The following is a 22,826-nucleotide window of genomic DNA, read 5'->3' on the forward strand; positions in this document are numbered from 1 at the left end:
GCTTTATCTCAACAGGGATTTGTACCCGGAGAGTTAAATACAAATGCAATAGTAACATTAGATATGGCAAAAGGAGGCATCGACCGCATAGATCTTGAACTTCAGGCCAGCCAAATCGATGGCATCTCGGAAGAAGCCTTTAAAAAGGAAGCCTTTCTTGCTAAAGAAAATTGTATTATCTCAAAAGCACTTGCAGGTATTCAGATCGAATTAACGGTAAGTTATCTATAAACCCAATATTTGAGTAGCGTATTTTAGCGGTGGCAATGTAATTGTCGCCGCTTTTTTATGGGATCTGTATCGAACCTTTTTTGGATTCTATCAACAACTATTAACAGATTTTAATAGCAAGACAGTTATTTTATTTTTAAATGGGAGGTTAAAATGATACTCCTCCCGAAGTATCATTTTAGAAATGTTTAAAGACTTACCGAAGTAGCTTTAATGGTTTTAAATAGCTTGAATGCAGTTAACAGGAAGTAAAACGCACCGAAAAGAGCATAACCTGCCAAACTTGTAATACCCTGATTAGGGCCATGTGCCATCGCAATAAATACCCCTCCAGCCAGCATGGATTGCCCGCCACTAATTATCATTGACCATTGGCCCCCAAATTGCTTACGTCTGCGCAAACCTAAAACCAGCTGAATAAGCCCTGTTAATATCGCCCAGGCGCCAAAAACAATAATTGTTTGCGGAATCCCGTTTTGCAAAGCCAGCACCACACCAAACGTAGTGAGTACACTAATTACCGCATTTACATACTGAGGTGTTTTATTTACGGTAGCGGGATTTGCCCGGATATCGAAATAAGTTGCCACGACATCCCAGGCAGGATAAATAATAAAAAGAACCGTTGCAAAAGCTGTATTGTTTTTCGCTAAAGCTATTACAAGAACAGCCCAGATAATGGAAAATGCAGCACGTAAAAAGTATAATTTCTGTAATGACCTGGCAGTTTCAGCCGCCTGACCGGAATTGAATTGATTTGTTGATATCATAACCTGATGTTTTTTTATATCCAAAGATCATTGATATTCTGGTTACGGTTTTTAACTTAAGTTAAAACCGGATAGAAAAGATCATATCGTGTAAAAAACAGTAGTAAAGAGATAAAAATTGCCGTAAATCACCATTCATAAACAGCAACCATTCAATAAATATTTGATTGATTCTGCTGTGCAGATAGTTCCAACAGTTAAATTTAACATACTCAGATCATTAAACGCCTGGATTGTTCTCGAGAGGAAAATGGGAGATTACCCTCTTTTTCTTTGGCTGTTTGTTCCTGCCCGTGGGTGCAGTAACATTTACCACACTAACATATTTTGTGGGATCGCCCAACGATTCATGAATAACTACCTCGGCATATTGAGGGTCCCTAAGCACCTCAGGATTGTTTTTGAGCACATCGAAGTTGCGGCTACGAAGCTGGCTTGCCAGCTGATCCCTGTCGGTAACGTAGGGGATAAGCAGGGCTGGTTTACGCGGCTCCATCCAACGATCGTTCAATTCCGAATAAGGGATTTTAACCTGACCTGTGCCAACAACCACAAGTGTACCGCCAACGATCACCGCAAATTCGCCCAGCCAGATGATCCATAACAGGATACCTGAAATATTGTCGCTGCCCTGAATGCGGAATGTACCGATTTCGTTCAGCGAAGCAATCTCTTTGAAAAGTATTCCCGGATGAATAAACAGGAATGCCATATCCGCGGTAAGTTGCTTTATATCAGCCGAATTCAGGTTAAATGTAAAACCTCGCCTGCTGTACATCACTGCATCAAAAAACACCCATTGTACATAGAATGCAAGCAGACCACAAACCGCGGCAATGATTAATGCAGCGTTAAGATTCCGGATCCTGCCTATCCTGACTCCCGTATTGATCATCAATCCAAGTAGCATCCCCAGTAAAAAGGCAAGAATGGCAATAAACCAGATGTTAGGGATGAGCTGGCAGAGGATAATGTAAAATAATGGGAAAATAAGTGAGGCCGCTATGCCGATGGCCAGGGTAGTTAAAATGCTTGATGCTGATGCATGGCCTGCAGGGATGTATTTTTCGTTCATTTGAGTAGGTAATCAGATTTCCTATCAAACAGCGGAAAGAGAAATTTGTTTGAGGGAGTGGTTCTGTATTTTTTTTGCGATGGAACCAGACTTTGCCGGGTGAGAAATCAAGATTTATTTTATTGTTTTTGGTGTGTAATTAAAGGCCCGTCTCTTCTATTGTATCTTTTGTTCTAAAAAGGATGTCGGTGCAAGCGTGATCGTAACTTCTTTTATAATTTATTGAAAACCATCCGCCAGGGATGCCGGTTATTAATTGATCGGAACACATACAGGAAAATAAAATGTCGGAAAAAAATAAATCAACATTACTCCAGGGTAATGCAGCTATAAGTGCCGGTAATCATGAGGGATTTCTCGAACTATGTACAGACGATACCAATTGGGAATTTGTTGGCGACCAAACCATAACTGGTAAACAGTCTGTTCGCCAGTATTTGGCTAAAACCTATATTGAGCCGCCAAAATTTAATGTAAAAGATTTGATCGCTGAAGGTGAATTTGTTATTGCCGTGGGGGAGATTGAGTTAAAAGAAAAGAATGGGGTATGGGTAAAAATATGACTATTGTGATGTTTGGCGGTTCGAGAATAATAAAATGGCTGCATTGCGTGGCTTTGTTATCCCGAAAAGAGAGCCATTTACGGTGTAAATATTTTACATAAGCTTTTCGCACAAATATAATTCAGATATATTTGTGGTATGTTCAATAGCGGCATCTTTATGCCTATTATCATTATTTCAGGTATGGCCTACAGCATTCTGGCAAAAAAGCTGACCATTATGGCCGCTTCCACCGGTGGGATACTGGCGTTGGTTATTTTTATTGCTGCTGGTTATTTGGGCCTTTTGATGATGACTACATTTTTTATCCTGGGTTCTGCTTCAACTTCCTGGCAGCGGCATAAAAAACAGGCTTTTGCTGTAAGGGAAGAAGCGAAAAAAGGCCGTAACGCTATTCAGGTGCTGGCCAATGCTGGGGCTCCGGCAATGGCAGGTATAATAATCATTATTTATCCGCAATTTGATTATCTGATGTTGCCAGCCATGGCGGCAGCTTTTGCCTCAGCCACAGCAGATACCCTGTCTTCGGAACTGGGCATGGTTTATGGAAGACGATTTTTCAATATAATAACCTTCAGGTCTGACCGATGTGGAATGGACGGAGTAATCAGCTTGGAAGGCACAGTGATTGGGATTGCTGGTAGCTGCGTTATTGCTGGTCTTTATGTGCTAGGCCAGGGATGGAACATCATCTTTTACTTTATCGTACTTGCAGGTACCTTGGGTAACCTAACTGATTCTGTATTGGGAGCGGTGCTGGAGCGCAAAGGGATAATCGGGAATGATGTGGTCAATTTTTTAAATACTTTAACGGCAGCGGCGGTGATGGTTGTACTTGAGGTTTATTTTCTTTAGATAAAGAAATTCAAATACATGCCATTGTAAGGTCTTTCACATCGATGTTTTTTTTACGATCTGATGGATAAAGCTGCAATTGATCTTATAATTTTTACACAAGCCCTTTGCAACTTTATTTGACTTATACCGGCACCTCTATTTTTCTAAATACCGGCATTATTTGCCTGATTCTTCCCTGCAATAATCCAAAAGCAACACACATCCTTTGTATAAGACCATCAAGTTATTAGAGTGACTACGAGAAGTATCAGGCAGAAAATTTTCTGCTGCTATTTATCTCGTCACCTTTCCACCGCCAATAGAAAAACTGTAGCCAAGTTGTAACTGGTAAAAAGCATCATTATTACTCTTTGTAATATCATTAAAGGTTTTCAGTCTTAAAAAAATACTTTGTTGTTTTGTTGTCCCCGGATAATAATAAATTTCTGCTTCATTTTTAAAAACCCAGAAATTACCTGCATTCAAAACCCCGGATAGGGTATTAAAACCATTTACATTATACCTTGTAAACTGAGAGGAATAAATAAATCCAAAATTATTGTAACGTTTAAATTCCAGGTTTATTCCACCACCGAAGCCCATTGTTTTATAATTTTGTCCGATACTATCAGTTTTCATTACATCTGTGATCTGATATTGTGTAGCACCGTAAAAATTTATCTCAAAAGGGAATTCTTTCTTGAACTTAAATGAAAACAAACTTAAGTTGAAACCCATTTGAAGATATGATTTCTGTAAAATATCCAAAGGCGTTTTAAAAGTGAAAGAAGATGGCGTCGATTCCTGCAGGGCTATGTTCCTGGTTTTTTGATCAAGTTTTGAAAAATTGACATATGGAGTTACTTTTTTAAACAGGTAAATGGATGTATTTGGAATATTAAATGGGGAGATATAGAAATCAGCTTTGCCCTCTAATTGAACGATTCCATTTGGTGTATCCCCAAAAAGCCCTAAAAAATCGGTGTAAGTTCTCAATTCTACTACGTTTTGAAGGGCATTGTTTTGTTCTATTTTATATTTTACTGCGTTATTTAGATTTAAAGGTTTACCGCCGGAATCGGTTGGAAAATTCAACACAAGATCCTCAGGAACATAATTTTCACCCGGATTGGGAATATAATTGATAACATCTGCAAGATTAATATTGTGATCTTGAAAATAGTTATTTATTAATGGAATGTTCTTGTTTTTGGAAATTGCAGTTTTAAAGAATATATAATTTTTTGGAGCTATTGATGTATATTGTAGGATACTAATTGGGGTACGGTTTTCAAAAAGCATTTCGTTGTTGTCCTCGTCGAGCACCATTATTTTTAAATCATCAATTGCACCTTCCCGTAAATGTATTTTTATTTCCTTAAACTTAACTATCTCATCAGTTTCAGCATGGTTGTTACCATGATAAACTTTAATTTGCTGGTCTTTCTGCGGAATGATAAAATCACCCAGATAGGTTTTACTATCCCTTGAAAGGGTATTCATAAAAATTGAATTTACCGTTTTATTGTTAAAAATGGAATCATTTTCCTGTATCACCATTTTTTCACCGAAGTAGAAATAGGTCTTACTATCATTCTTTTTTAAGGTTAAGCCAACCTCGCTGTCAATCTCAATTTGGTGCGGGAAATATTTATTTAAACTATCTGTTTTTATCCCCTTGTTACCATAGAAAGCTTTATAGTTTTCTGCAATTTTATATACGGAGTCCAATCTTATTTTGGTAACCTTAGCGTTGTGAATTTGTTTTTGCAAATCATTAAAAGCTAAATCTGTTGTATTAATACCTAACTCATCTTTTTTTACTTTTAGGTCATTAAGTTGTTTGTCATAGTCTTTTTTAATGGGAATGAATTTATCCGAAAGGCCTTTTAGATCAGCTTTGGCAGCCGAATCTATTTTTTGAGCATAGCCCGAAACGGACAGAAGAATAATTGGCAGGATTAAATAGATTTTCATAGCGAGTCGTTTGTTAGATTATGAGAAAAAAAATGATTTATGTTTTTGCCGGCTGACCTTACCATTGAAATAATGGAATACACAAACTGCTATTTTAGTTGAGAGTGAGTTTTTTATATTTTATCCGGTATAAATAATATTCCTAAATTAGGTCTCTTTCGGTAATAAAAAATACCTACATATCGGTATTTTTTTATGATATTAAGTTATTTTTATTTCGCTAAAATTACTGTAGCTCAGTTTAATAGGAGGATGTCAGGTTTTCTGCTTTGCAGATTTTCAGTTACTCTCCAATAAGTAATAAAAACTTAAGGTAGCCTTGGTACAGCGGAATTAGTAACTGTATAATTTTCCGTTGCTTTTTCTTTAAAGAATGATATTCTGAACACGCAGCAGGGCAGACTGGCTTTAAATGCAAAAAGCCACACATTTCTGTGAGGCTTTTCGTGATCCCGCTGGGATTCGAACCCAGGACCACTACATTAAAAGTGTAATGCTCTACCAGCTGAGCTACGGAATCATTTCCTTTTGTTTAAGGAGGTGCAAATATAGGGATTTATCCTTTTCTTGCAAACATTTTTAAAAAATGTTTTTGATGTTTTTAGTGGTAATTAAAATTAGTGTTTCTAACTAACTGATTCTAAATTTTGTAGGACTAAAAATTATTTTAAAATAAATTTTAAATCGAATAGCCATTCCACAAAATGGTCTTTATTTACTTGTTTTCGGAATAAAATTTAAAAAAGATTGGAACTGTGCCTTATGTTTGTTTCTATCGAGTTTAAAATAGAAAGCGCCTCTTCTCGAGCTTGACTTATCCTTATCCGTTTGTTTAATCAGCAATCCGCTTGCGGTAATCTTACGGATAAAGTTCCGGTTATCAATTGGCGAATCGTACACCTGTTCGTACAGGGCCTGCAACTGTGGTATGGTAAATCTTTTTGGTAAAAGTTCGAATAAAACCGGGTGCAGGGCTGCCTGATAACGGATTTTATCCATTGCTGCGTTAACCATTGTATTATGGTCGAAAATTAACTTAGGTACTTCTTTTAGCTTAAACCACTCTGCATGGTATTGATCATTGATCTGTTTGCTGTATTTATTAATGTCAATTAAAGCAAAATACACAACAGAAACGGTACGCTCAATAGGGTCACGGTCAGGGCGCCCATAAGCGTGTAATTGCTCCAGGTAAACATCGTGCAGACCTGTTAGTTCCAATAAAATTCTTTTCGCTGCTTCGTCGAGGTCTTCTTGCTCTCCAATAAATCCGCCCATTAAACTCCAGGTATCCTGAACAGGCTCTATGGCCCTTTTAATCACTAAAAGTTTTAGCTGTTCGCCATCATAGCCAAAAATAATGCAGTCAACTGCAACAAGAACAGGTTTTTGATTTAAATATTTTCCCATGTTAAAATAGCGTATTTAGTTTGGTATCGTGATAATCTTTAATATAGCCCAAGATGTTCGGATACACTTCAAATTCTTCGATGGTGTGTGTGGTAGTGAGTACAATGCAAGGCATTCCAGCATTAAGCGCTGATTCTACACCTTTTGGCGCATCTTCAAAAACAATACAATTGGCAGTTGTAACGCTTAGTGCCGCTGCTGCCTTTAAAAAAGTTTCAGGATCTGGTTTGCTGGCCACCACGTCGTCAGCACTTACAATAGCATCCATATAATGGCGGATTTTAAGTCCGTCAACCACGAAATCGATATTAAAAGGTATGGCAGCAGATCCGATTGCCATTTTGATATTTGCTTTTTTCGAACGCGCTAAAAACAGATCTAATCCATCAATTAAAGCCAGATGAGGCATATAACCTTGCTGATAACGTTTTTCTTTGTCGATCGAAAGCCTTTCAATTTCTTCAGCCGTAAATCTATCTATGCCAAAAACACGGGTTAAAACCTCGTGATTTTTACCGTACATTTCCTGCTTTACAGTTTCATAATCGAGCTTAGCGCCTAAATCTTCCGTCATGATGGCGTACCAGGCCAAAGTATGGTATTCCATATCATCGATCATGGTGCCGTTTAAATCAAAAAGAAAGGCCTTTGGCCTGAAATTTAAATCGTACATACAGCTGCTAAATTATGTGATTTTTTTTACTGTTGAGAATCATCGTTAATATTACCTTAACAATAATTATAATCGTTAATATAACGTTAATTATTTTTACTACTTTAGCCTTAACCAAAAATAGATTAAACCAGAGCCAATACCGTTTTCGCCACTTTGTAAAACGTTGTTTTCTCTTCAAATTTTAACCAGATGAAAAAAATATTCTTTAACGTGTTGCCCATTGCCACATTGTGCTTTTCTATTGCTTTTAGTTCATGTAATACAGCATCAAAAAAAGCAGTAGCGGGACAAACCGATTCACTAAAGTATTCAGCAACCATTGATGGAAAAAGTGTTAAACTTTATACTTTAAAAAACAAACAAGGTGCTTCTGTTTCTATTACTAATTATGGTGGGAGGGTGGTTTCGCTTTTGGTGCCTGATAAAAATAATAAGTTAACCGATGTGGTTTTAGGTTACGATAGTGTGGGTGCTTATCGTAAAAAAGGTGAGCCATTTTTTGGAGCGTTAATTGGCAGATACGGAAACCGTATTGGTAAAGGTAAATTTACCCTCGAAGGGAAAGAATATACTTTACAACTTAACGATGGTGTTAATACCTTACATGGTGGTACAGACGGTTTTTTCTCTAAAGTTTGGGATGCTAAACAATTAGATGGACAAAAATTGGAGCTGAGTTATGTTTCAAGCGACGGCGAAGCAGGATATCCTGGTAAACTGGATGTTAAAGTAACTTACACTTTAACGGACGATAATGCCTTACAAATTGATTATTTAGCGACAACTGATAAAACTACTGTTGTGAATTTAACCAATCATGCTTATTTCAACTTAAATGGCGAGGGCAATGAAACGATTTTAGATCACGAATTGACGATTGACGCAAATGCCTACACACCGGTAGATTCTACGCTTATTCCAACGGGTAAATTGCAACCTGTAGCAGGAACAGCTTTCGATTTCAACAAAGCTAAAACAATCGGAAAATCGATCGCGGAAAATAATCAGCAATTAAAATTCGGTAAAGGTTACGACCATAATTTTGTTTTAACACACCACGATGGTAAAACACCGGTAGCAGTGGTTAAAAGTCCGGTTACCGGAATTAGCTTAGAGGTTTATACCACAGAACCAGGAATACAGTTTTACAGCGGTAATTTTTTAACAGGTGTAGATAAGGATGGTAAAGGTGGAAAATCATATCCTCACCGTTCAGCTTTTTGCTTAGAAACACAACATTTTCCTGATGCGCCAAATCATGCAAATTTTGCTTCTACAGTGCTTAAACCAGGCGAAACTTATAAAACAAGTACAACGTACAAGTTTTTGAAAACACCAGTAGTTAAGAAAATTGACTAAGGTCATTTATAAATTTGAAACAAAAAAAGCAAGACTCGAAGTCTTGCTTTTTTTGTTTATTCTACTTGCAAATCCTTCTTTAAGGGTTTAATAACCGATCAGGAAATTGTGTGATTTTCTCAATGGTTAATTGTTGCATAATCTGGTATAAATGAGTTTTAAACATATTGATGGTATGGTCGCCTCCTTCATTATCTAAAGCACCAACTCCATACATAAAAGGCCGGCCCATAAAGTTGAATTCAGATCCAACGGCATGTGCTCTTGCTAAATCAACGCCTGAACGAATGCCACCATCTAACATGATCTTCAATTTTGATTTGTATAGTGGATTGTTCGCCAATTTGATTAGTGAATTGATTGAAGATTCGCCTGCATCAATTTGTCTGCCACCATGATTGGAAACAATCACACCATCAGCGCCAATTTGGATAGCAGCCTGCATATCTTCATCAGTCGCGATTCCCTTCAGCACTAAAGGTCCTTTCCAAAGATCACGAATGGCAGAAACCTTTTCAATATCAACCTTACCGGTAAATGTTTTGTTCATGAATTGCCCCAGTTGCGACATGTCCATTCCTTTTTCCATATAGGGCTTTAAAGTAGCAAATGATGGAATTCCATGTTGCAGGGTTTTAATTCCCCATAGCGGACGGGCAAAAGCCTGCAAGATATTATTGATTGACATTTTTGGTGGAATAGATAAGCCACTCTTAATTTCTTTATATCGTAAGCCAAATGCAGGAACATCTACCAAAACCACTAATACCGGACATTCAACAGCTTTTAAGCGATTTAAGATATCATCTCTCAAGCTATTCTCAGTAGGGTGGTACAGTTGAAACCATGCTTTTCCTTCAGATACTTCTGCAATTCGTTCGATACTACTGGTGGATACAGTGCTTAACGTATAAGGAATATCAGCTTTAGCGGCAGCCTTAGCTAAAATTTCGGGTGCATTAGGCCACATCAAACCTTGCAATCCAATCGGAGATACCCCAAATGGAGCACTGTAACGACGACCAAATAATTCAACCGACATGTCAATATCTCCACCAACACGTAAGTAATTTGGTTTAAGGTAAATATTGTCGAAGTCGCTCTCGTTTCTCGATAAATTAAGTCCTTCATTACAACCACCCTCCAGGTAGTCAAAAGCAAATTTAGGAATCCTTGATTTTGCCTTTTTTCTCAAGTCGGCTACTGAAGGGAATTGAGGATTGTAAGGGAATGTAATCTTTTTACTCATATTTAAATATTGTATTGGTCAGATTCTATTTCAAAAAGCGAAAACTAATATTTTATATTATATTTTCCATCCTGCTCTATCTGCTGTTTTTAATTCTAGTTAAAGGATTTTTGCATAGGGTTTTGATGTGTCATTCTGAACGCAGTGAAGAATCCTTTTCAAATAAATCACCATCAAAAAGATTCTTCATTGCATCCGGGATGATAAATAGGTCAAAATTATGTTGTTAAACTCCGTAAAACGCTGTTGCATTATCAGTGAAAATTAATTTCCTTTCAGCTGCAGAAAATTGCTCGGTGTACTTATAAACTAAATTAAACCATTCTTCGTAAGGCCTGCTGAGGAGCATTACCGGCCAATCGCTGCCATACATCATTCTTTCAGCACCAAAATGTTTAAAAACGACATCAAAACAATTGAATAATTCCTTTTCAGTCCAGTTTTTCCAGTCTGCTTCTGCGAGTAAACCTGATACTTTACAGCTTACATTCGGGTTTGAAGCCAATGTTTTAATATTTGCAGACCACGCAGTTAAATCCTGATTTTTAACATCCGGTTTTCCGCAATGATCGAGCACAAATGGTTGATCGGGAATCTGATCAACCATTTTGATAATATCAGGCAATTGATTGTGGTAGCACAATAAATCGTAAGTATAATGGTGTTTTTTTAACAGCTTAATGCCCGTTATAAACTTGTCATTCAGGATAAAATTGGCATTTTCTGCTTGAAGGATGTGTCGCCAGCCTTTAATCTTTTTAAACTGGCTCCAATAGGTTAGTCGCTCGTTTAAGTTTGTATCAAGCAAATCTACCCAACCCACAATACCTTTAATCATTTCATTTTGATCGGCCAGATTTAAAAGGAAATGATTTTCTTCTTCCGACTGACTGGCTTGTACTGCAATACACCCCGTGATCTGAAGACCATCATACGTAGGTAACAGATCTTTCGGGTGAAAATCCTGCCTGATTATCTTCATATCTTCATTGATCCAGCTATCTCTAACCGGATCAAAATTCCAAAAATGTACGTGCGTATCAACCATAAAATGTATTTAAAGTTTAAAAATCTGGTCCATTAAAATCCATTTTTCACCTGGTTTCGAACCTGGCAGTGCCTGTTGGAATTTCCACATCAAAGTTTCCCATTCCTGTACTTTCGGATTGGCCAGATCAGATTTTCCCTTTTCTTCAAAAGAAAAGTTTTTATTCACCTCCATAATCATAAACAACCGGTTACCAAGTAGATATATTTCAAGGTTTTCAATTCCTGAAGAAGATATACTTTCTTTAATCTCCGGCCAAACCGATTGATGATACTGCTTATACTCTTCTATAAGCTTTTCATCATTTACAAGATCGAGTGTTAAACAGTATCTTCTCATCTTAATTTTCGCTGTATGCTTTAACGGTTTGTTTACTGGTTCCTAAACCATCAATCCCTAATTCTACCACATCGCCTGCTTTTAAATACCACGGTTCAGGTTTCTGGCCTAATCCAACACCCGCTGGCGTTCCTGTTGTAATTACATCGCCAGGTAAAAGCGTCATAAACTGACTGATGTAAGCAATCATAAACGGCACATTAAAAATCAGGTTCGATGTATTTCCATCCTGCATGGTTTTTCCGTTTACGGTTAACCAAAGGCGCAGGCTGTGTACATCTTCAATTTCATCCTGCGTAGCAATAAATGGCCCGATAGGCGCGAAGGTATCGCAGCTTTTTCCTTTTACCCATTGTCCGTTTCTTTCAATCTGGAATTCACGTTCGCTATAATCGTTATGCAAAACATAACCTGCAATATGGTCTAAAGCATTTTCTTCAGCAACATAACTTGCTTTTTTACCAATAACAATACCCAATTCTACTTCCCAATCGGTTTTTTTACTGTTTTTCGGAATAATCAGGTCGTCATTTGGTCCAACTATCGCTGAAGTAGCTTTAAAAAACAAAATCGGCTCTGATGGGATAGGAGCGTTGGTTTCTGCAGCATGGTCTTTATAGTTTAAGCCCACACAGATGATTTTAGAAGGGCGCGCTAATGCAGGCCCTAAGCGTACGCCTTTATCAACCTGTGGTAAATCAGCAGAATCTATTGCTGCTTTTAACTTTTCCAGACCATCGCCACCAAAAAACTCTTCGTTATAATCTTTTACCAATGCAGAAACATCAAAATAATTATCGTTTATAATCACTCCTGGTTTTTCAGCTCCGGCTTCGCCAAATCTTATTAATTTCATTATAATGTATTTAAAATTGTGTTATTAATTATTCAAGGTAGTAAATCCACCATCGATTGGGTAATCGCAACCCGTAATAAAAGAAGCTTCATCGCTGCAAAGGTATAAAGCCAGTGCCCCAATTTCTTCCGGTTTAGCCATACGGCCGATGGGTTGTGTTTTAGAAAGCTTTTCGAACATTTCAGGAATGTTATCCGGATAATTTTTCTGTAGAAAGCCGTCTACAAAAGGAGTATGTACCCTGGCAGGCGAAATCGAATTACACCTGATGTTTTCGCCAATATAATCTTTAGCCACACTCATGGTAATGGCTTTTACGGCACCTTTTGCGGCACTGTAAACAAAACGATCAGGCAGGCCGATTAAAGCCGCAATAGAAGCCATATTGATGATTACACCGCCACCAGCCAAACGGATTTGTGGAATGGCCGCATGTAGACAATTATATACCCCTTTAACATTTACACGCATTACACGGTCAAAATCAGCTTCTTCTGTGGTATCAGCCTTACCAATATGCGCAATACCTGCATTATTGATCAGAATATTAATCTGCCCGATCTGATTAAAAACGTCATGAACAGCCTTATGATCGGAAACATCACAGCCATAACTAAATGCCGATCCGCCGTTTTCCTTTATTTCATCTATAGTGCTTTGTGCCTGCTCAGTTCCCAGTTCGATAATGTGGACTTCAGCGCCTTGTTTAGCCAAAATGGTTGCAATGGCTTTTCCAATGCCACTTCCTCCTCCTGTAACCACGGCTTTTTTGTTTTTTAGTGAAAACATGTATATGGTTATAAATTATAATTGATTAGAATATGAATACAAATAAAATAAATATTGTTGGTTAAAAATTTTATCTTCTTGTCTAAATATTAACAGATATTGTCATACATGGCCAGGAAGATACAGGGTGACTTACCTTGCATAAATTTTACAAACACACAAAGCTAATTTACTTATATTTGAATATTATTTTTATATTTAAATAATATTTAACCAAATATCATATACAACTTTGCCGAAAAGGAAAGTTGTTAGCGCCTAATTGAATGAGAAATTTTCTGACTTTTATTTCCTGCCTTTTTATATCCATACCATTTTCCAATGCCGCTATCCGATTGCAAAAAACTATCGTAATCTCTAGCGAGAATAACGCCAGGGTAAGGTTTGGTGCAGAAAGGATTTCGAAGGCCTTATCTGGATTAAATTATCAGACTAAAATTGAACAGAAAGACAAAATAGGTTCTTTAAATAATGTTATTGCTGTAGGTATATTTTCTGACAGGCTTTTCATCAATAATCTTCCTTTCGAAATTAAAAATAAACTTTCGACCGCTAAAAAAGAAGGTTTTCATATTTATACTACAAAAGCTGGAACAATATATATAATCGGAAACGATGCCTCAGGTGCTTTATATGGATGTATTGAACTGGCCGGTCAAATTAACAGCACTAAGAAGCTGCCTGCGCAACTGGCCATTTCTGATCAACCTGAAATGGTGTTGCGTGGTACTTGTATAGGCCTGCAAAAACCAGATTACCTGCCGGGGCATGATGTTTACGAATATCCTTACACACCCGAAACTTTTCCATGGCTTTACGATAAGGCTTTGTGGATCAAGTACCTTGATATGATGGTCGAGAACCGTTATAACTCGCTTTATTTATGGAACGGGCATCCGTTTTCTTCTTTATTAAGGCTTAAAGATTATTCCTATGCGGTTGAGGTAGATGAGGCCACTTTAAAAAAGAATGAGGAAATTTTCAAGTTTTTAACAAAAGAGGCCGATAAACGTGGCATCTGGGTAATACAGATGTTTTACAATATCATTATCCCGAAGCCTTTTGCCGATAAACATGGCTTAAAAACGCAGGACAGAAACCGGCCGATTATTCCCATAATTGCTGATTATACGCGAAAATCAATCGCTGCATTTGTAGAAAAATATCCAAATGTGGGTTTAATGGTGGCTTTGGGTGAAGCGATGGAAGGCGTTGGTCAGGATGATATAGACTGGTTTACCAAAACCATTATTCCTGGAGTGAAAGATGGATTAAAAGCTGCTGGAATAAAAGAGGAACCACCCATTGTATTGCGTGCGCACGATACCGATGCGCCCAGCGTAATGAAAGCTGCTTTACCGCTTTATAAAAACCTGTATACAGAAAATAAATTTAATGGCGAGGCCTTAACCACTTACACACCACGTGGGGCCTGGGCTGATTTAAACAGAAAACTGGCTGCTATTGGTACCGTAAATATTTCTAATGTACATATTTTGGCTAATCTGGAGCCTTTTAGGTATGGTTCAGCTGATTTTATCCAGAAATCGGTACAGGCTATGAATAAAATTTATGGCGCAAAAGGCCTGCATTTATATCCACAGGCAAGTTACTGGGACTGGCCTTATTCGGCAGATGAAGTAAAAGGAAGATTGTTGGAAGTAGACCGAGATTGGATCTGGTACAAAGAATGGGCAAGATATTCATGGAATTCGCAACGCGACCGCACAAAAGAAATCGACTATTGGGGTAAGGAACTTGCTGTTAAATACGGAACTAATTTAACGAATGGTAAAGCGATTTTGAATGCCTATGAAGAATCAGGTGAGATATCGCCCAAGCTTTTACGCAGGTACGGCATTACCGACGGAAACAGGCAAACCTTAACCCTTGGCATGTTGATGACGCAATTGATTAATCCTTACCGCTACGGACTTTTTACTTTACTGTACGAATCGGAAGCGCCTGAAGGTGAAATGATTATTGATTATGCAGAAAAAGAATGGAAGAAGCAGGGGCACATTGGAGAAACGCCAGTTCAGGTGGCAAAAGAAGTAGTTGACCATGGTAAAAAGGCCATACAGTCGATTAATACAGCTGCAACTGATGTAAAAAAAGATACAGCAGAATTTAGGCGGTTAAAAAACGATATCTATTGTTACGATGCCATGGCCAATTTTTATGCAGAAAAGGTTAAAGCTGCACTTTGGATATTGAGGTATAAATATTCGAACCAGGTAAGCGATCTGGAGCAGGCACTGCCTTTCCTTCAAAAAAGTGTAGATCATTATGCCGCATTGGTTAAGCTAACCAATCATAATTATTTGTATGCCAATAGTATGCAAACCAAACAACGTAAAATACCGATGCGGGGTGTAGATAAAACCTTTATTCACTGGCGGGAGATGTTGCCTGTTTTTACCAAAGAACTTGATCAATTTAAAAGAAGTATCGATTCTTTAAAATCAGTAAAAAATGGATCAGTTACTACCATTATACCTTACAAGGCTGCTGATGTAAAATTATTGAACAAAACTGAAAATTATGTGATTGCTAAAGATGTAGCTGTTTTTGCAGATACTACTGCTTACATTAAAGAAGTTGCAGCTCAGTTAACAGGCTTAAAAGGAATTAAATTTAGCAAAGCAGAACAACTCAAAACAGGCACAGAAATTAAGTTCAGCACCAATATACCCGTAAAGTTACTGGTTGGCTTTTTTAACCAGAAAAATGCTGAATATTTGGCCGCGCCGCAATTAGAAACTGATGCAAGCGCCAATAATTATGGCCAGTCGGAAATTAAAATATCAAATGCTTTGGTACTCAACGGTTTTCCGCCGGTTAATGTACATGCTTACTCATTTCAGGCCGGAACGCATACTTTAAATTTAGGGAAAGGTGCTTGCCTGATATTGGGCTTTATTGATGATAAACAGGAACTGCGCATTTTTAACGCTGGTTTAGATGGCAGGGGAAAAGATATAGATTGGTTATTCGAATAATGAGAAATACAAGAAAATTTATCGCTACAGCAACCTTGTCTATATTGATAATGACTGGCTATACGCAGCAAAAATCTATTCTGGGAACAGAAAAACTGAAGAAATACGTCGAATATTTTAATTCAACAGATACTGAAGCTGTTAAGAATTATATACCAAATAGTGAGGCATTTAAATGGCTTGCTGATCAGGTTCCTTTGTTTGAGTGCCCCGATTCTGTATTGGAGCAAAATTATTATTACCGCTGGTGGACCTACCGTAAACATTTGGTTAAAACCCCAGACGGTTTCATCTTTACTGAATTTATAGAACCGGTTAAACATGCTGGAAAATACAATTCTATTAGTTGTGCTTTAGGTCACCATATTTACGAAGGCAGGTGGCTGAAAGACAATAGCTATCTGAAAGATTATATTAAATTCTGGCTTTACAAAGCCGATATTGGTCAAACGAAACAGCGTTTTCATCAGTTTAGCAGTTGGGTTGATGATGCCGTTTACCAAAATTACCTGGTAAAACCTGATCAGGGATTTTTAAGGGAAATTTTGCCTGCTTTAGATAAAGATTATAGCAAATGGGAATCAGAACGGCAACTTAAAAACGGTTTATTCTGGCAAAATGATGTGAAAGATGGGATGGAAGAATCGATCAGTGGCTCCAGAAAAGACCAAAACCAGCGTCCAACCATAAACAGTTACATGTATGGCAATGCAATCGCATTGGAAAAAATATCGACGCTTTTAGGAGAAGGAGTATTAGCCGAAAAATACAAAAACAAGGCAACTGTATTAAAAAAACTCGTTCAGGACAGTTTATGGAATGCATCATCTTCATTCTTCGAAACCAGGAAAGCCAAAGGTGGTTCGTCTGATGTTAGAGAAGCCATTGGTTTTACGCCATGGGATTTCAATTTACCTGATGATAATGCCAATTATGCAAAGGCATGGGATCAGTTACTTGATACTGCCGGATTTAAAGCGCCCTGGGGTTTAACCACGGCCGAAAGGAGAAACCCAACATTCAGAACCAGAGGAACAGGGCATAGCTGCGAATGGGATGGCGCACTGTGGCCTTTTGCCAGCTCACAAACTTTAAAAGGATTGGCAAACCTGCTCACCAATTATAAAAAACATGGCAAAATGAAACCTGAAGTTTTTTATCAGGAACTCCACCAATTCGCGGCTTCGCATATCAAAAACGGAAAACCATATCTTGGTGAATATCAGGATGAAAAAACCGGAGAATGGTTAAAAGGAGATAATCCACGGAGCAGTTTTTATAATCATTCTACTTTTAATGATCTGATCATCAATGATCTGATTGGCTTAAAACCGCGTCAGGATAATGTTTTAGAACTTTACCCTTTAATCCCTAAAAATCAATGGGATTGGTTTATACTGGATCAAGTATCATATCACGATAAAATTTTGACGGTTTTATGGGACAAAACGGGCAAAAAATACAATCGAGGCAAAGGAATATTGATTTTTATAAATGGCAAGGAGATTTATAAAGGCAAGGATTTAAGGCCGTTGCAGGTTAAGATGGATTAAGTTAGGAGCCTCGGTCTGTGTTCTTACAGACAGATATCAACGTTTAATGGTTCGTGGAGACACGAACCAAGGCAAGATATAAACTACAAAAATAATCCGTCATTGCGAACGGAAGCGTTGGGACGTGTGAGGAGTGAAGCAATCTTTTAAATAGAACAATTAGAAAGATTGTTCCGACCCGATGAAAAATCGGAACTCGCTCAACGTTTAATGGTTCGTGGAGAGACGAACCAAGGCAAGATATAAACTGCAAAAATAATCCGTCATTGCGAACGGAAGCGTTGGGACATGTGAGGAGTGAAGCAATCTTTTAAATAGAACAATTAGAAAGATTGTTCCGACCCGATGAAAAATCGGAATTCGCTCAACGTTTAATGCCTCGTGGAGACACGAACCAAGGAGATAAAAAAAACGATAAAATCGCTGATCTCACTTATTCTCGTTACGAACGAGGACGAGAATTTACGAATAAATCAAATGCCTCGGTTCGTGTCTCCACGAACCGAACTATAACAAAAAAACAATGAAATATATTTTCAAAACCTTATTTTTTATAATTACAATAAGCAATTGCTTAACCGTCAAAGCTCAATCTTATTACAATGTAATTAAATACGGCGCAAAAAACGACAGCAGTAAACTGGCCACTACGGCCATTAAAAATGCGATAGAAGCTGCATCAAAAACAGGAGGTGGTACCATTTACTTTCCTGCTGGAAAATATTTAACAGGTGCCATACATTTAAAAAGCAACATTACCCTTTTAATTGATGCCGGTGCCGAACTGCATTTTAGCGATAATTTTGATGATTATTTGCCTATGGTAAAAAGCCGTTACGAAGGTGTTGATGTAACCAGTTTTTCGCCATTATTTTATGCCTATAAAGCAGAAAACATTTCAATTATTGGTCGTGGAATTATTGATGGCCATGGTAAAAAATGGTGGGATTTTGTAGAAGATTATAAAGAAGGCCAATCACGCACGAAATGGCAAACTACTTTTGATGGTTTGAATAAAGATATTATTCTACCCGACGATCCTAAACAAATGAAAAGGGGATTCCTTCGTCCGCCTTTTATACAAACCATGTTTTGCAAAAACGTATTAATTGACGGAATTACCATCCGCAATTCGCCTTTCTGGACAATAAACCCAGAGTTCTGCGAAAATGTAAAGGTTCATGCGGTAACCATCAATAACCCGCATTCACCAAATACCGATGGTATCAATCCCGAATCCTGTAAAAATGTACACATTTCAGATTGCCACATTAGCGTAGGAGATGATTGCATTACCATTAAATCAGGAAAGGATGCACCGGGAAGAAAAATGGCCATACCAGCACAAAACTATGTAATTACCAATTGTACCATGTTATCTGGTCATGGCGGGGTGGTCATCGGCAGCGAAATGTCAGGAGATGTACGCAAAATAGCCATTTCCAACTGTATTTTCGATGGAACAGACCGGGGCATCCGTATCAAAACAGCCCGTGGCAGGGGCGGTGTGGTTGAAGAAATCAGGGTGAGCAACATCATCATGAAAAACATTAAAGAACAAGCCATTGTGCTGGACATGCAATACGCAAAAACGAATACAGAACCCGTTTCTGAACGTACACCCATTTTTAGGAATATCCATTTCAGTAACATTACGGGTGAGGTTAACCAGGCTGGTTATTTAAACGGACTGGAAGAAATGCCTATCAGCAATATTACTTTTAACGATATTAATATGGAGGCCAAAACAGGTTTTACAATCAATAATTCCAATAACATCGAGTTTCACAATGTAATGGTGAATACAACGTTAGGTTCGTCGTTAAAAGCTTCAAAAGTGAATAATTTAATCATCGATGGATTAAAAAACAATAAACCATTGGCCAATGCAGCAGTGGTTGATCTCACAAACGTATCCGATTTGTTTTTATACAATGCTTTTCCGGTAAAGGAAACAGTTACCTATCTAAAATTAAGCGGGATAGAAACCAACAATATTTTCTTAGGAAACAATAACTTTAGAAGAATGAAGGAAGCTGTGAAAAAAGAAAAAGAAGTAAAAGCTGATATTGAAATTATTTCAGGCGATAAAGGACAATAATATGTGGTTTAAATTTTTATTGGTTATTTCGTTTTTAAGCCTTGTTGCCCAGTTTAGCTATGCACAGGAAAATAACCATACTTTGTGGTATACTAAACCTGCCGAAAAGTGGACAGATGCCTTACCCATTGGAAATGGCAGACTAGGTGCCATGATTTTTGCCGGAACGGCTGTCGATCACATCCAGTTTAACGAAGAAACGGTATGGACAGGTAAGCCAAGGGATTACAACCGAAAAGGCGCTTACAAATACCTTCCCGAAATCAGAAAACTGCTTTTTGAAGGAAAGCAAAAAGAGGCCGAAGCTTTGGCTCAGGAACAGTTTATGGGACTGCAAAGCAGCTCAGGCGACCGAAAGGTGTGGGTAAACGAAATGAAGTCAGGCAAAGGTATTCAGGGAAATCCAGCGTTAAGCAATTTTGACGATAAACTTTGGAAAAGCATAAAAGTACCATCTTATGAAGGTTGGGAAGCCGTTGGTCTTGCCAATTTAGATGGGGCAGTTTGGTTTAGAACAACATTCGAAGTACCAGAAAACTGGCTGGGAAAAGATTTTACGCTTGATCTAAACCGGATCCGCGATCAGGATTTTACTTACATTAACGGACAGTTGGTTGGGAATACCGATAATGCCGAACCCAGAAAATATACCATTCCATCAAAATTGATTAAAAAAGGTAAAAATGTAATTGCCATCCAGGTGCTCAATTATTTCGATAAAGGCGGATTGGCGGGTTATAAGGATACCACAAAAAAAATAGGCATTTATCCTGCTGGAACCAATGTAGATCAGGGGATTTCGCTGGTTAAAGAATGGAAATACAAAATCCAGGATGAAGATCCACCTGCTGTTCCGCAATACCAGGCTAGTTATCAACCCTTTGGCGATTTAAATTTATACTTCAGGCAAACCAAATCCATTGTTTCCAATTACAAAAGATCTTTAGATCTCAACACAGCCGTTGCAAAAACAAACTATACTTTAAACGGTGTAAACTATCAGCGAGAGTATTTTGCAAGTCAGCCCAATCAGGCCATAGTAATCCATTTAAGTGCTGATAAAAAAGCATCTATTAGTTTTGATGCCGAACTTTCAAGTGTTCACCGGAAATCGCTGGTTAAAACTCTGGCCAGTAATGTAATTGCTTTAACGATTCAGGTAAAAGATGGTGCAATTAAGGGAGAAAGCAGGTTAACAGCTTTAATTAAAAATGGATCGGTGAAGGTAATTAATGGTAAAATCAGCATTAATCGTGCTGATGAAGTAACCCTTTATTTAACAGGCGGCACCAATTTTATCAATGCACAGGATGTTTCAGGAAATCCGGCAACGGCCAATATTAAAGCATTAAACGGATTAAAAGGCAAAACTTATGCTGAAATCAAACAGCGCCATATTAAGGAATACCAAAGTTACTATAACACTTTTAGTATTGATTTAGGTCAATCGGATAACGAAAACCTGCCTACAGATGAAAGGCTAACGAAATTTGCAACGGCAAATGATCCGGCTTTTGCAGCACTCTATGTTCAATATGGACGGTATTTGTTAATCTCCAGCTCCCGCCCGGGTACACAGCCTGCTAATTTACAGGGGATTTGGAATGATTTGCTTACACCGCCATGGGGAAGCAAATACACCACAAACATTAACCTCGAAATGAATTACTGGCCCACTGAAATCCTAAATTTATCTCCTTTAAATGATCCTTTGTTCAGGAAAATTGAAGGTTTATCTAAAACGGGTGCCGAAACGGCAAAAGCATATTATAATGCCCGTGGCTGGGTTTTGCACCATAATACCGATTTATGGAATGGTACAGCACCCATTAATGCTTCCAACCATGGTATTTGGGTGAGCGGGGGCGGCTGGTTAAGTCAGCATTTGTGGGAACATTATCAATTTAGTCAAGATCGCAAATTTCTGGAAACCGAAGCTTATCCTTTAATGAAACAGGCTGCTATGTTTTTTGAAGATTTTTTAGTGAAAGATCCAAAAACGGGTTGGTTGATCAGTACACCTTCCAATTCGCCAGAAAATGGTGGTTTAGTAGCTGGCCCAACGATGGATCACCAGATTATCCGGTCGCTTTTTAAAAATTGCATTGCAGCAACTGAGGTACTGCATGTAGATGAAGATTTCCGGAAATCGTTAATAGAAAAGGTTAAACAAATGGCACCTAATCAAATTGGCAAATACGGACAGTTACAGGAATGGCTGGAAGATAAAGACGATACCACCAATAAACACCGCCATGTTTCCCATTTGTGGGGTGTTTATCCGGGGAACGATATTACCTGGGATAGCAATGAAAAGATGATGCAGGCGGCAAAACAGTCTTTATTATATCGTGGTGATGATGCTACGGGCTGGAGTTTAGCCTGGAAAATTAATTTCTGGGCAAGGTTTAAAGATGGCGATCATGCGATGAAGCTGGTAAAAATGTTAATGAAACCGGCCAATAACGGGGCTGGCTCTTATGTTAATCTTTTTGATGCACATCCACCATTCCAGATTGACGGAAACTTTGGCGGTGCAGCTGGAATTGCCGAAATGATGGTGCAAAGCCACCAGGGCTATATTGATATTTTACCCGCATTGCCAAACGCTATTCCCGATGGAAGGATTAAAGGATTACGGGCACGTGGTGGATTTGAATTGGATTTAACCTGGGCAAATGGAAAATTAACATCACTCACAGTTAAATCAAAAACCGGTGGAAACTGTAAAGTCCATTATAAAAACAACAGTATAAGTTTTGAAACTAAAGCCGGCGAAAGTTATAAACTAAACGAAGATTTGAAAACGCAATGAATCCACTAACAAAATTTAATAGGAATCAGCGAAGCAAGATTTCGTCATTAATACAATGGTTTAAGACTTCCGAAGCTTGCCCGCCCACTGCCTTATCAAACTTCGGAAGAAATTATTTGTTTTTTTTATCGATACTTTTGAACATCATGAGGTCTGTGAAGACACGTACCTCGGCC

General features: G+C 38.1%; 18 protein-coding genes and 1 tRNA gene. 8 read left to right on the plus strand and 11 right to left on the minus strand.

Translation table 11 applies throughout. The features are described from left to right. A partial coding sequence (locus R2R28_RS07150) for an OsmC family protein (RefSeq protein ID WP_410479161.1) occupies window positions 1-231 on the plus strand: 231 nt, incomplete at its 5' end. Between the two features lie 188 nt (window positions 232-419). Here the strand turns inward: R2R28_RS07150 and R2R28_RS07155 are convergent. Both R2R28_RS07155 and R2R28_RS07160 read right to left on the minus strand, forming a co-directional pair. Then, window positions 420-1,001 carry a hypothetical protein gene (locus tag R2R28_RS07155; protein ID WP_316825007.1) on the minus strand — a complete coding sequence of 194 codons (582 nt, stop codon included), beginning with the start codon at window positions 999-1,001 and terminating at the stop codon, window positions 420-422. A gap of 220 nt (window positions 1,002-1,221) precedes the next feature. Then, entirely contained in the window at window positions 1,222-2,076 is an 855-nt protein-coding gene (locus R2R28_RS07160; protein WP_316825008.1) for a hypothetical protein, read from the minus strand. 284 nt (window positions 2,077-2,360) lie between these two features. On the opposite strand from R2R28_RS07160, the gene R2R28_RS07165 reads away from it, so the two are divergent. Together R2R28_RS07165 and R2R28_RS07170 are read left to right on the plus strand one after the other, a co-directional pair. Beyond that, window positions 2,361-2,639, plus strand: a complete 279-nt coding sequence (locus R2R28_RS07165; RefSeq protein WP_316825009.1) for a nuclear transport factor 2 family protein — start codon at window positions 2,361-2,363, stop codon at window positions 2,637-2,639. Window positions 2,640-2,798: 159 nt separating this feature from the next. Then, window positions 2,799-3,494, plus strand: coding sequence for a DUF92 domain-containing protein (locus R2R28_RS07170; protein WP_316825010.1), 696 nt, complete (start codon window positions 2,799-2,801; stop codon window positions 3,492-3,494). 276 nt (window positions 3,495-3,770) lie between these two features. On the opposite strand, the gene R2R28_RS07175 is transcribed toward R2R28_RS07170, so the two are convergent. From R2R28_RS07175 to R2R28_RS07190, 4 genes are all read right to left on the minus strand, one after another. Further along, window positions 3,771-5,453: a hypothetical protein gene (locus tag R2R28_RS07175; RefSeq protein WP_316825011.1), complete on the minus strand. Its 1,683-nt coding sequence runs from the start codon at window positions 5,451-5,453 to the stop codon at window positions 3,771-3,773. A gap of 447 nt (window positions 5,454-5,900) precedes the next feature. Continuing rightward, window positions 5,901-5,973: transfer RNA gene (locus tag R2R28_RS07180), tRNA-Lys, on the minus strand. 191 nt (window positions 5,974-6,164) lie between these two features. Further along, the gene (locus tag R2R28_RS07185) at window positions 6,165-6,863 is read right to left on the minus strand and encodes an NUDIX hydrolase (RefSeq protein WP_316825012.1); all 699 of its coding nucleotides are present in this window, start codon (window positions 6,861-6,863) and stop codon (window positions 6,165-6,167) included. A 1-nt stretch (window position 6,864) separates the two neighbouring features. Beyond that, complete coding sequence (locus R2R28_RS07190; RefSeq protein ID WP_316825013.1) at window positions 6,865-7,536, minus strand: HAD family phosphatase; 672 nt, start codon at window positions 7,534-7,536, stop codon at window positions 6,865-6,867. Window positions 7,537-7,728: 192 nt separating this feature from the next. Here R2R28_RS07190 and R2R28_RS07195 point away from each other — a divergent pair, with 192 nt between their 5' ends. Beyond that, entirely contained in the window at window positions 7,729-8,898 is a 1,170-nt protein-coding gene (locus R2R28_RS07195; protein WP_316825014.1) for an aldose epimerase family protein, read from the plus strand. Window positions 8,899-8,977: 79 nt separating this feature from the next. Here the strand turns inward: R2R28_RS07195 and R2R28_RS07200 are convergent, their stop codons facing one another. The 5 genes from R2R28_RS07200 to R2R28_RS07220 form a co-directional block, all read right to left on the minus strand. Continuing rightward, on the minus strand, window positions 8,978-10,147 hold the full coding sequence (locus tag R2R28_RS07200) for an alpha-hydroxy acid oxidase (protein ID WP_316825015.1): 1,170 nt from the start codon (window positions 10,145-10,147) through the stop codon (window positions 8,978-8,980). Between the two features lie 226 nt (window positions 10,148-10,373). Beyond that, window positions 10,374-11,195: an amidohydrolase family protein gene (locus R2R28_RS07205; protein WP_316825016.1), complete on the minus strand. Its 822-nt coding sequence runs from the start codon at window positions 11,193-11,195 to the stop codon at window positions 10,374-10,376. 9 nt (window positions 11,196-11,204) lie between these two features. Then, entirely contained in the window at window positions 11,205-11,534 is a 330-nt protein-coding gene (locus R2R28_RS07210) for an L-rhamnose mutarotase (protein ID WP_316825017.1), read from the minus strand. Between the two features lies 1 nt (window position 11,535). Beyond that, complete coding sequence (locus R2R28_RS07215; RefSeq protein WP_316825018.1) at window positions 11,536-12,390, minus strand: fumarylacetoacetate hydrolase family protein; 855 nt, start codon at window positions 12,388-12,390, stop codon at window positions 11,536-11,538. A 24-nt stretch (window positions 12,391-12,414) separates the two neighbouring features. Beyond that, entirely contained in the window at window positions 12,415-13,179 is a 765-nt protein-coding gene (locus R2R28_RS07220; RefSeq protein ID WP_316825019.1) for an SDR family oxidoreductase, read from the minus strand. Between the two features lie 335 nt (window positions 13,180-13,514). On the opposite strand from R2R28_RS07220, the gene R2R28_RS07225 reads away from it, so the two are divergent. The 4 genes from R2R28_RS07225 to R2R28_RS07240 all read left to right on the plus strand — a co-directional run bounded on the left by R2R28_RS07225 (window position 13,515) and on the right by R2R28_RS07240 (window position 22,650). Then, the gene (locus R2R28_RS07225; RefSeq protein ID WP_316825020.1) at window positions 13,515-16,181 is read left to right on the plus strand and encodes a hypothetical protein; all 2,667 of its coding nucleotides are present in this window, start codon (window positions 13,515-13,517) and stop codon (window positions 16,179-16,181) included. Next, complete coding sequence (locus tag R2R28_RS07230; RefSeq protein ID WP_316825021.1) at window positions 16,181-17,734, plus strand: MGH1-like glycoside hydrolase domain-containing protein; 1,554 nt, start codon at window positions 16,181-16,183, stop codon at window positions 17,732-17,734. The genes R2R28_RS07225 and R2R28_RS07230 overlap by 1 nt, the downstream gene beginning before the upstream one ends. A gap of 523 nt (window positions 17,735-18,257) precedes the next feature. Next, window positions 18,258-19,835 carry a glycoside hydrolase family 28 protein gene (locus R2R28_RS07235; protein WP_316825022.1) on the plus strand — a complete coding sequence of 526 codons (1,578 nt, stop codon included), beginning with the start codon at window positions 18,258-18,260 and terminating at the stop codon, window positions 19,833-19,835. Between the two features lies 1 nt (window position 19,836). Beyond that, window positions 19,837-22,650, plus strand: coding sequence for a glycosyl hydrolase family 95 catalytic domain-containing protein (locus R2R28_RS07240; protein ID WP_316825023.1), 2,814 nt, complete (start codon window positions 19,837-19,839; stop codon window positions 22,648-22,650). The last annotated feature ends 176 nt before the right edge of the window (window positions 22,651-22,826 follow it).

Source organism: Pedobacter miscanthi (assembly GCF_032678605.1).
Taxonomy (GTDB): Bacteria; Bacteroidota; Bacteroidia; order Sphingobacteriales; family Sphingobacteriaceae; genus Pedobacter; species Pedobacter miscanthi_A.

Bases quoted from the DNA above. Each gene is read 5' to 3' on its own strand.
- R2R28_RS07155 (WP_316825007.1), bottom strand. From the start codon at position 1,001: ATGATATCAACAAATCAATTCAATTCCGGTCAGGCGGCTGAAACTGCC.
- R2R28_RS07160 (WP_316825008.1), bottom strand. From the start codon at position 2,076: ATGAACGAAAAATACATCCCTGCAGGCCATGCATCAGCATCAAGCATT.
- R2R28_RS07165 (WP_316825009.1), top strand. From the start codon at position 2,361: ATGTCGGAAAAAAATAAATCAACATTACTCCAGGGTAATGCAGCTATA.
- R2R28_RS07170 (WP_316825010.1), top strand. From the start codon at position 2,799: ATGCCTATTATCATTATTTCAGGTATGGCCTACAGCATTCTGGCAAAA.
- R2R28_RS07175 (WP_316825011.1), bottom strand. From the start codon at position 5,453: ATGAAAATCTATTTAATCCTGCCAATTATTCTTCTGTCCGTTTCGGGC.
- R2R28_RS07185 (WP_316825012.1), bottom strand. From the start codon at position 6,863: ATGGGAAAATATTTAAATCAAAAACCTGTTCTTGTTGCAGTTGACTGC.
- R2R28_RS07190 (WP_316825013.1), bottom strand. From the start codon at position 7,536: ATGTACGATTTAAATTTCAGGCCAAAGGCCTTTCTTTTTGATTTAAAC.
- R2R28_RS07195 (WP_316825014.1), top strand. From the start codon at position 7,729: ATGAAAAAAATATTCTTTAACGTGTTGCCCATTGCCACATTGTGCTTT.
- R2R28_RS07200 (WP_316825015.1), bottom strand. From the start codon at position 10,147: ATGAGTAAAAAGATTACATTCCCTTACAATCCTCAATTCCCTTCAGTA.
- R2R28_RS07205 (WP_316825016.1), bottom strand. From the start codon at position 11,195: ATGGTTGATACGCACGTACATTTTTGGAATTTTGATCCGGTTAGAGAT.
- R2R28_RS07210 (WP_316825017.1), bottom strand. From the start codon at position 11,534: ATGAGAAGATACTGTTTAACACTCGATCTTGTAAATGATGAAAAGCTT.
- R2R28_RS07215 (WP_316825018.1), bottom strand. From the start codon at position 12,390: ATGAAATTAATAAGATTTGGCGAAGCCGGAGCTGAAAAACCAGGAGTG.
- R2R28_RS07220 (WP_316825019.1), bottom strand. From the start codon at position 13,179: ATGTTTTCACTAAAAAACAAAAAAGCCGTGGTTACAGGAGGAGGAAGT.
- R2R28_RS07230 (WP_316825021.1), top strand. From the start codon at position 16,181: ATGAGAAATACAAGAAAATTTATCGCTACAGCAACCTTGTCTATATTG.
- R2R28_RS07235 (WP_316825022.1), top strand. From the start codon at position 18,258: ATGAAATATATTTTCAAAACCTTATTTTTTATAATTACAATAAGCAAT.
- R2R28_RS07240 (WP_316825023.1), top strand. From the start codon at position 19,837: ATGTGGTTTAAATTTTTATTGGTTATTTCGTTTTTAAGCCTTGTTGCC.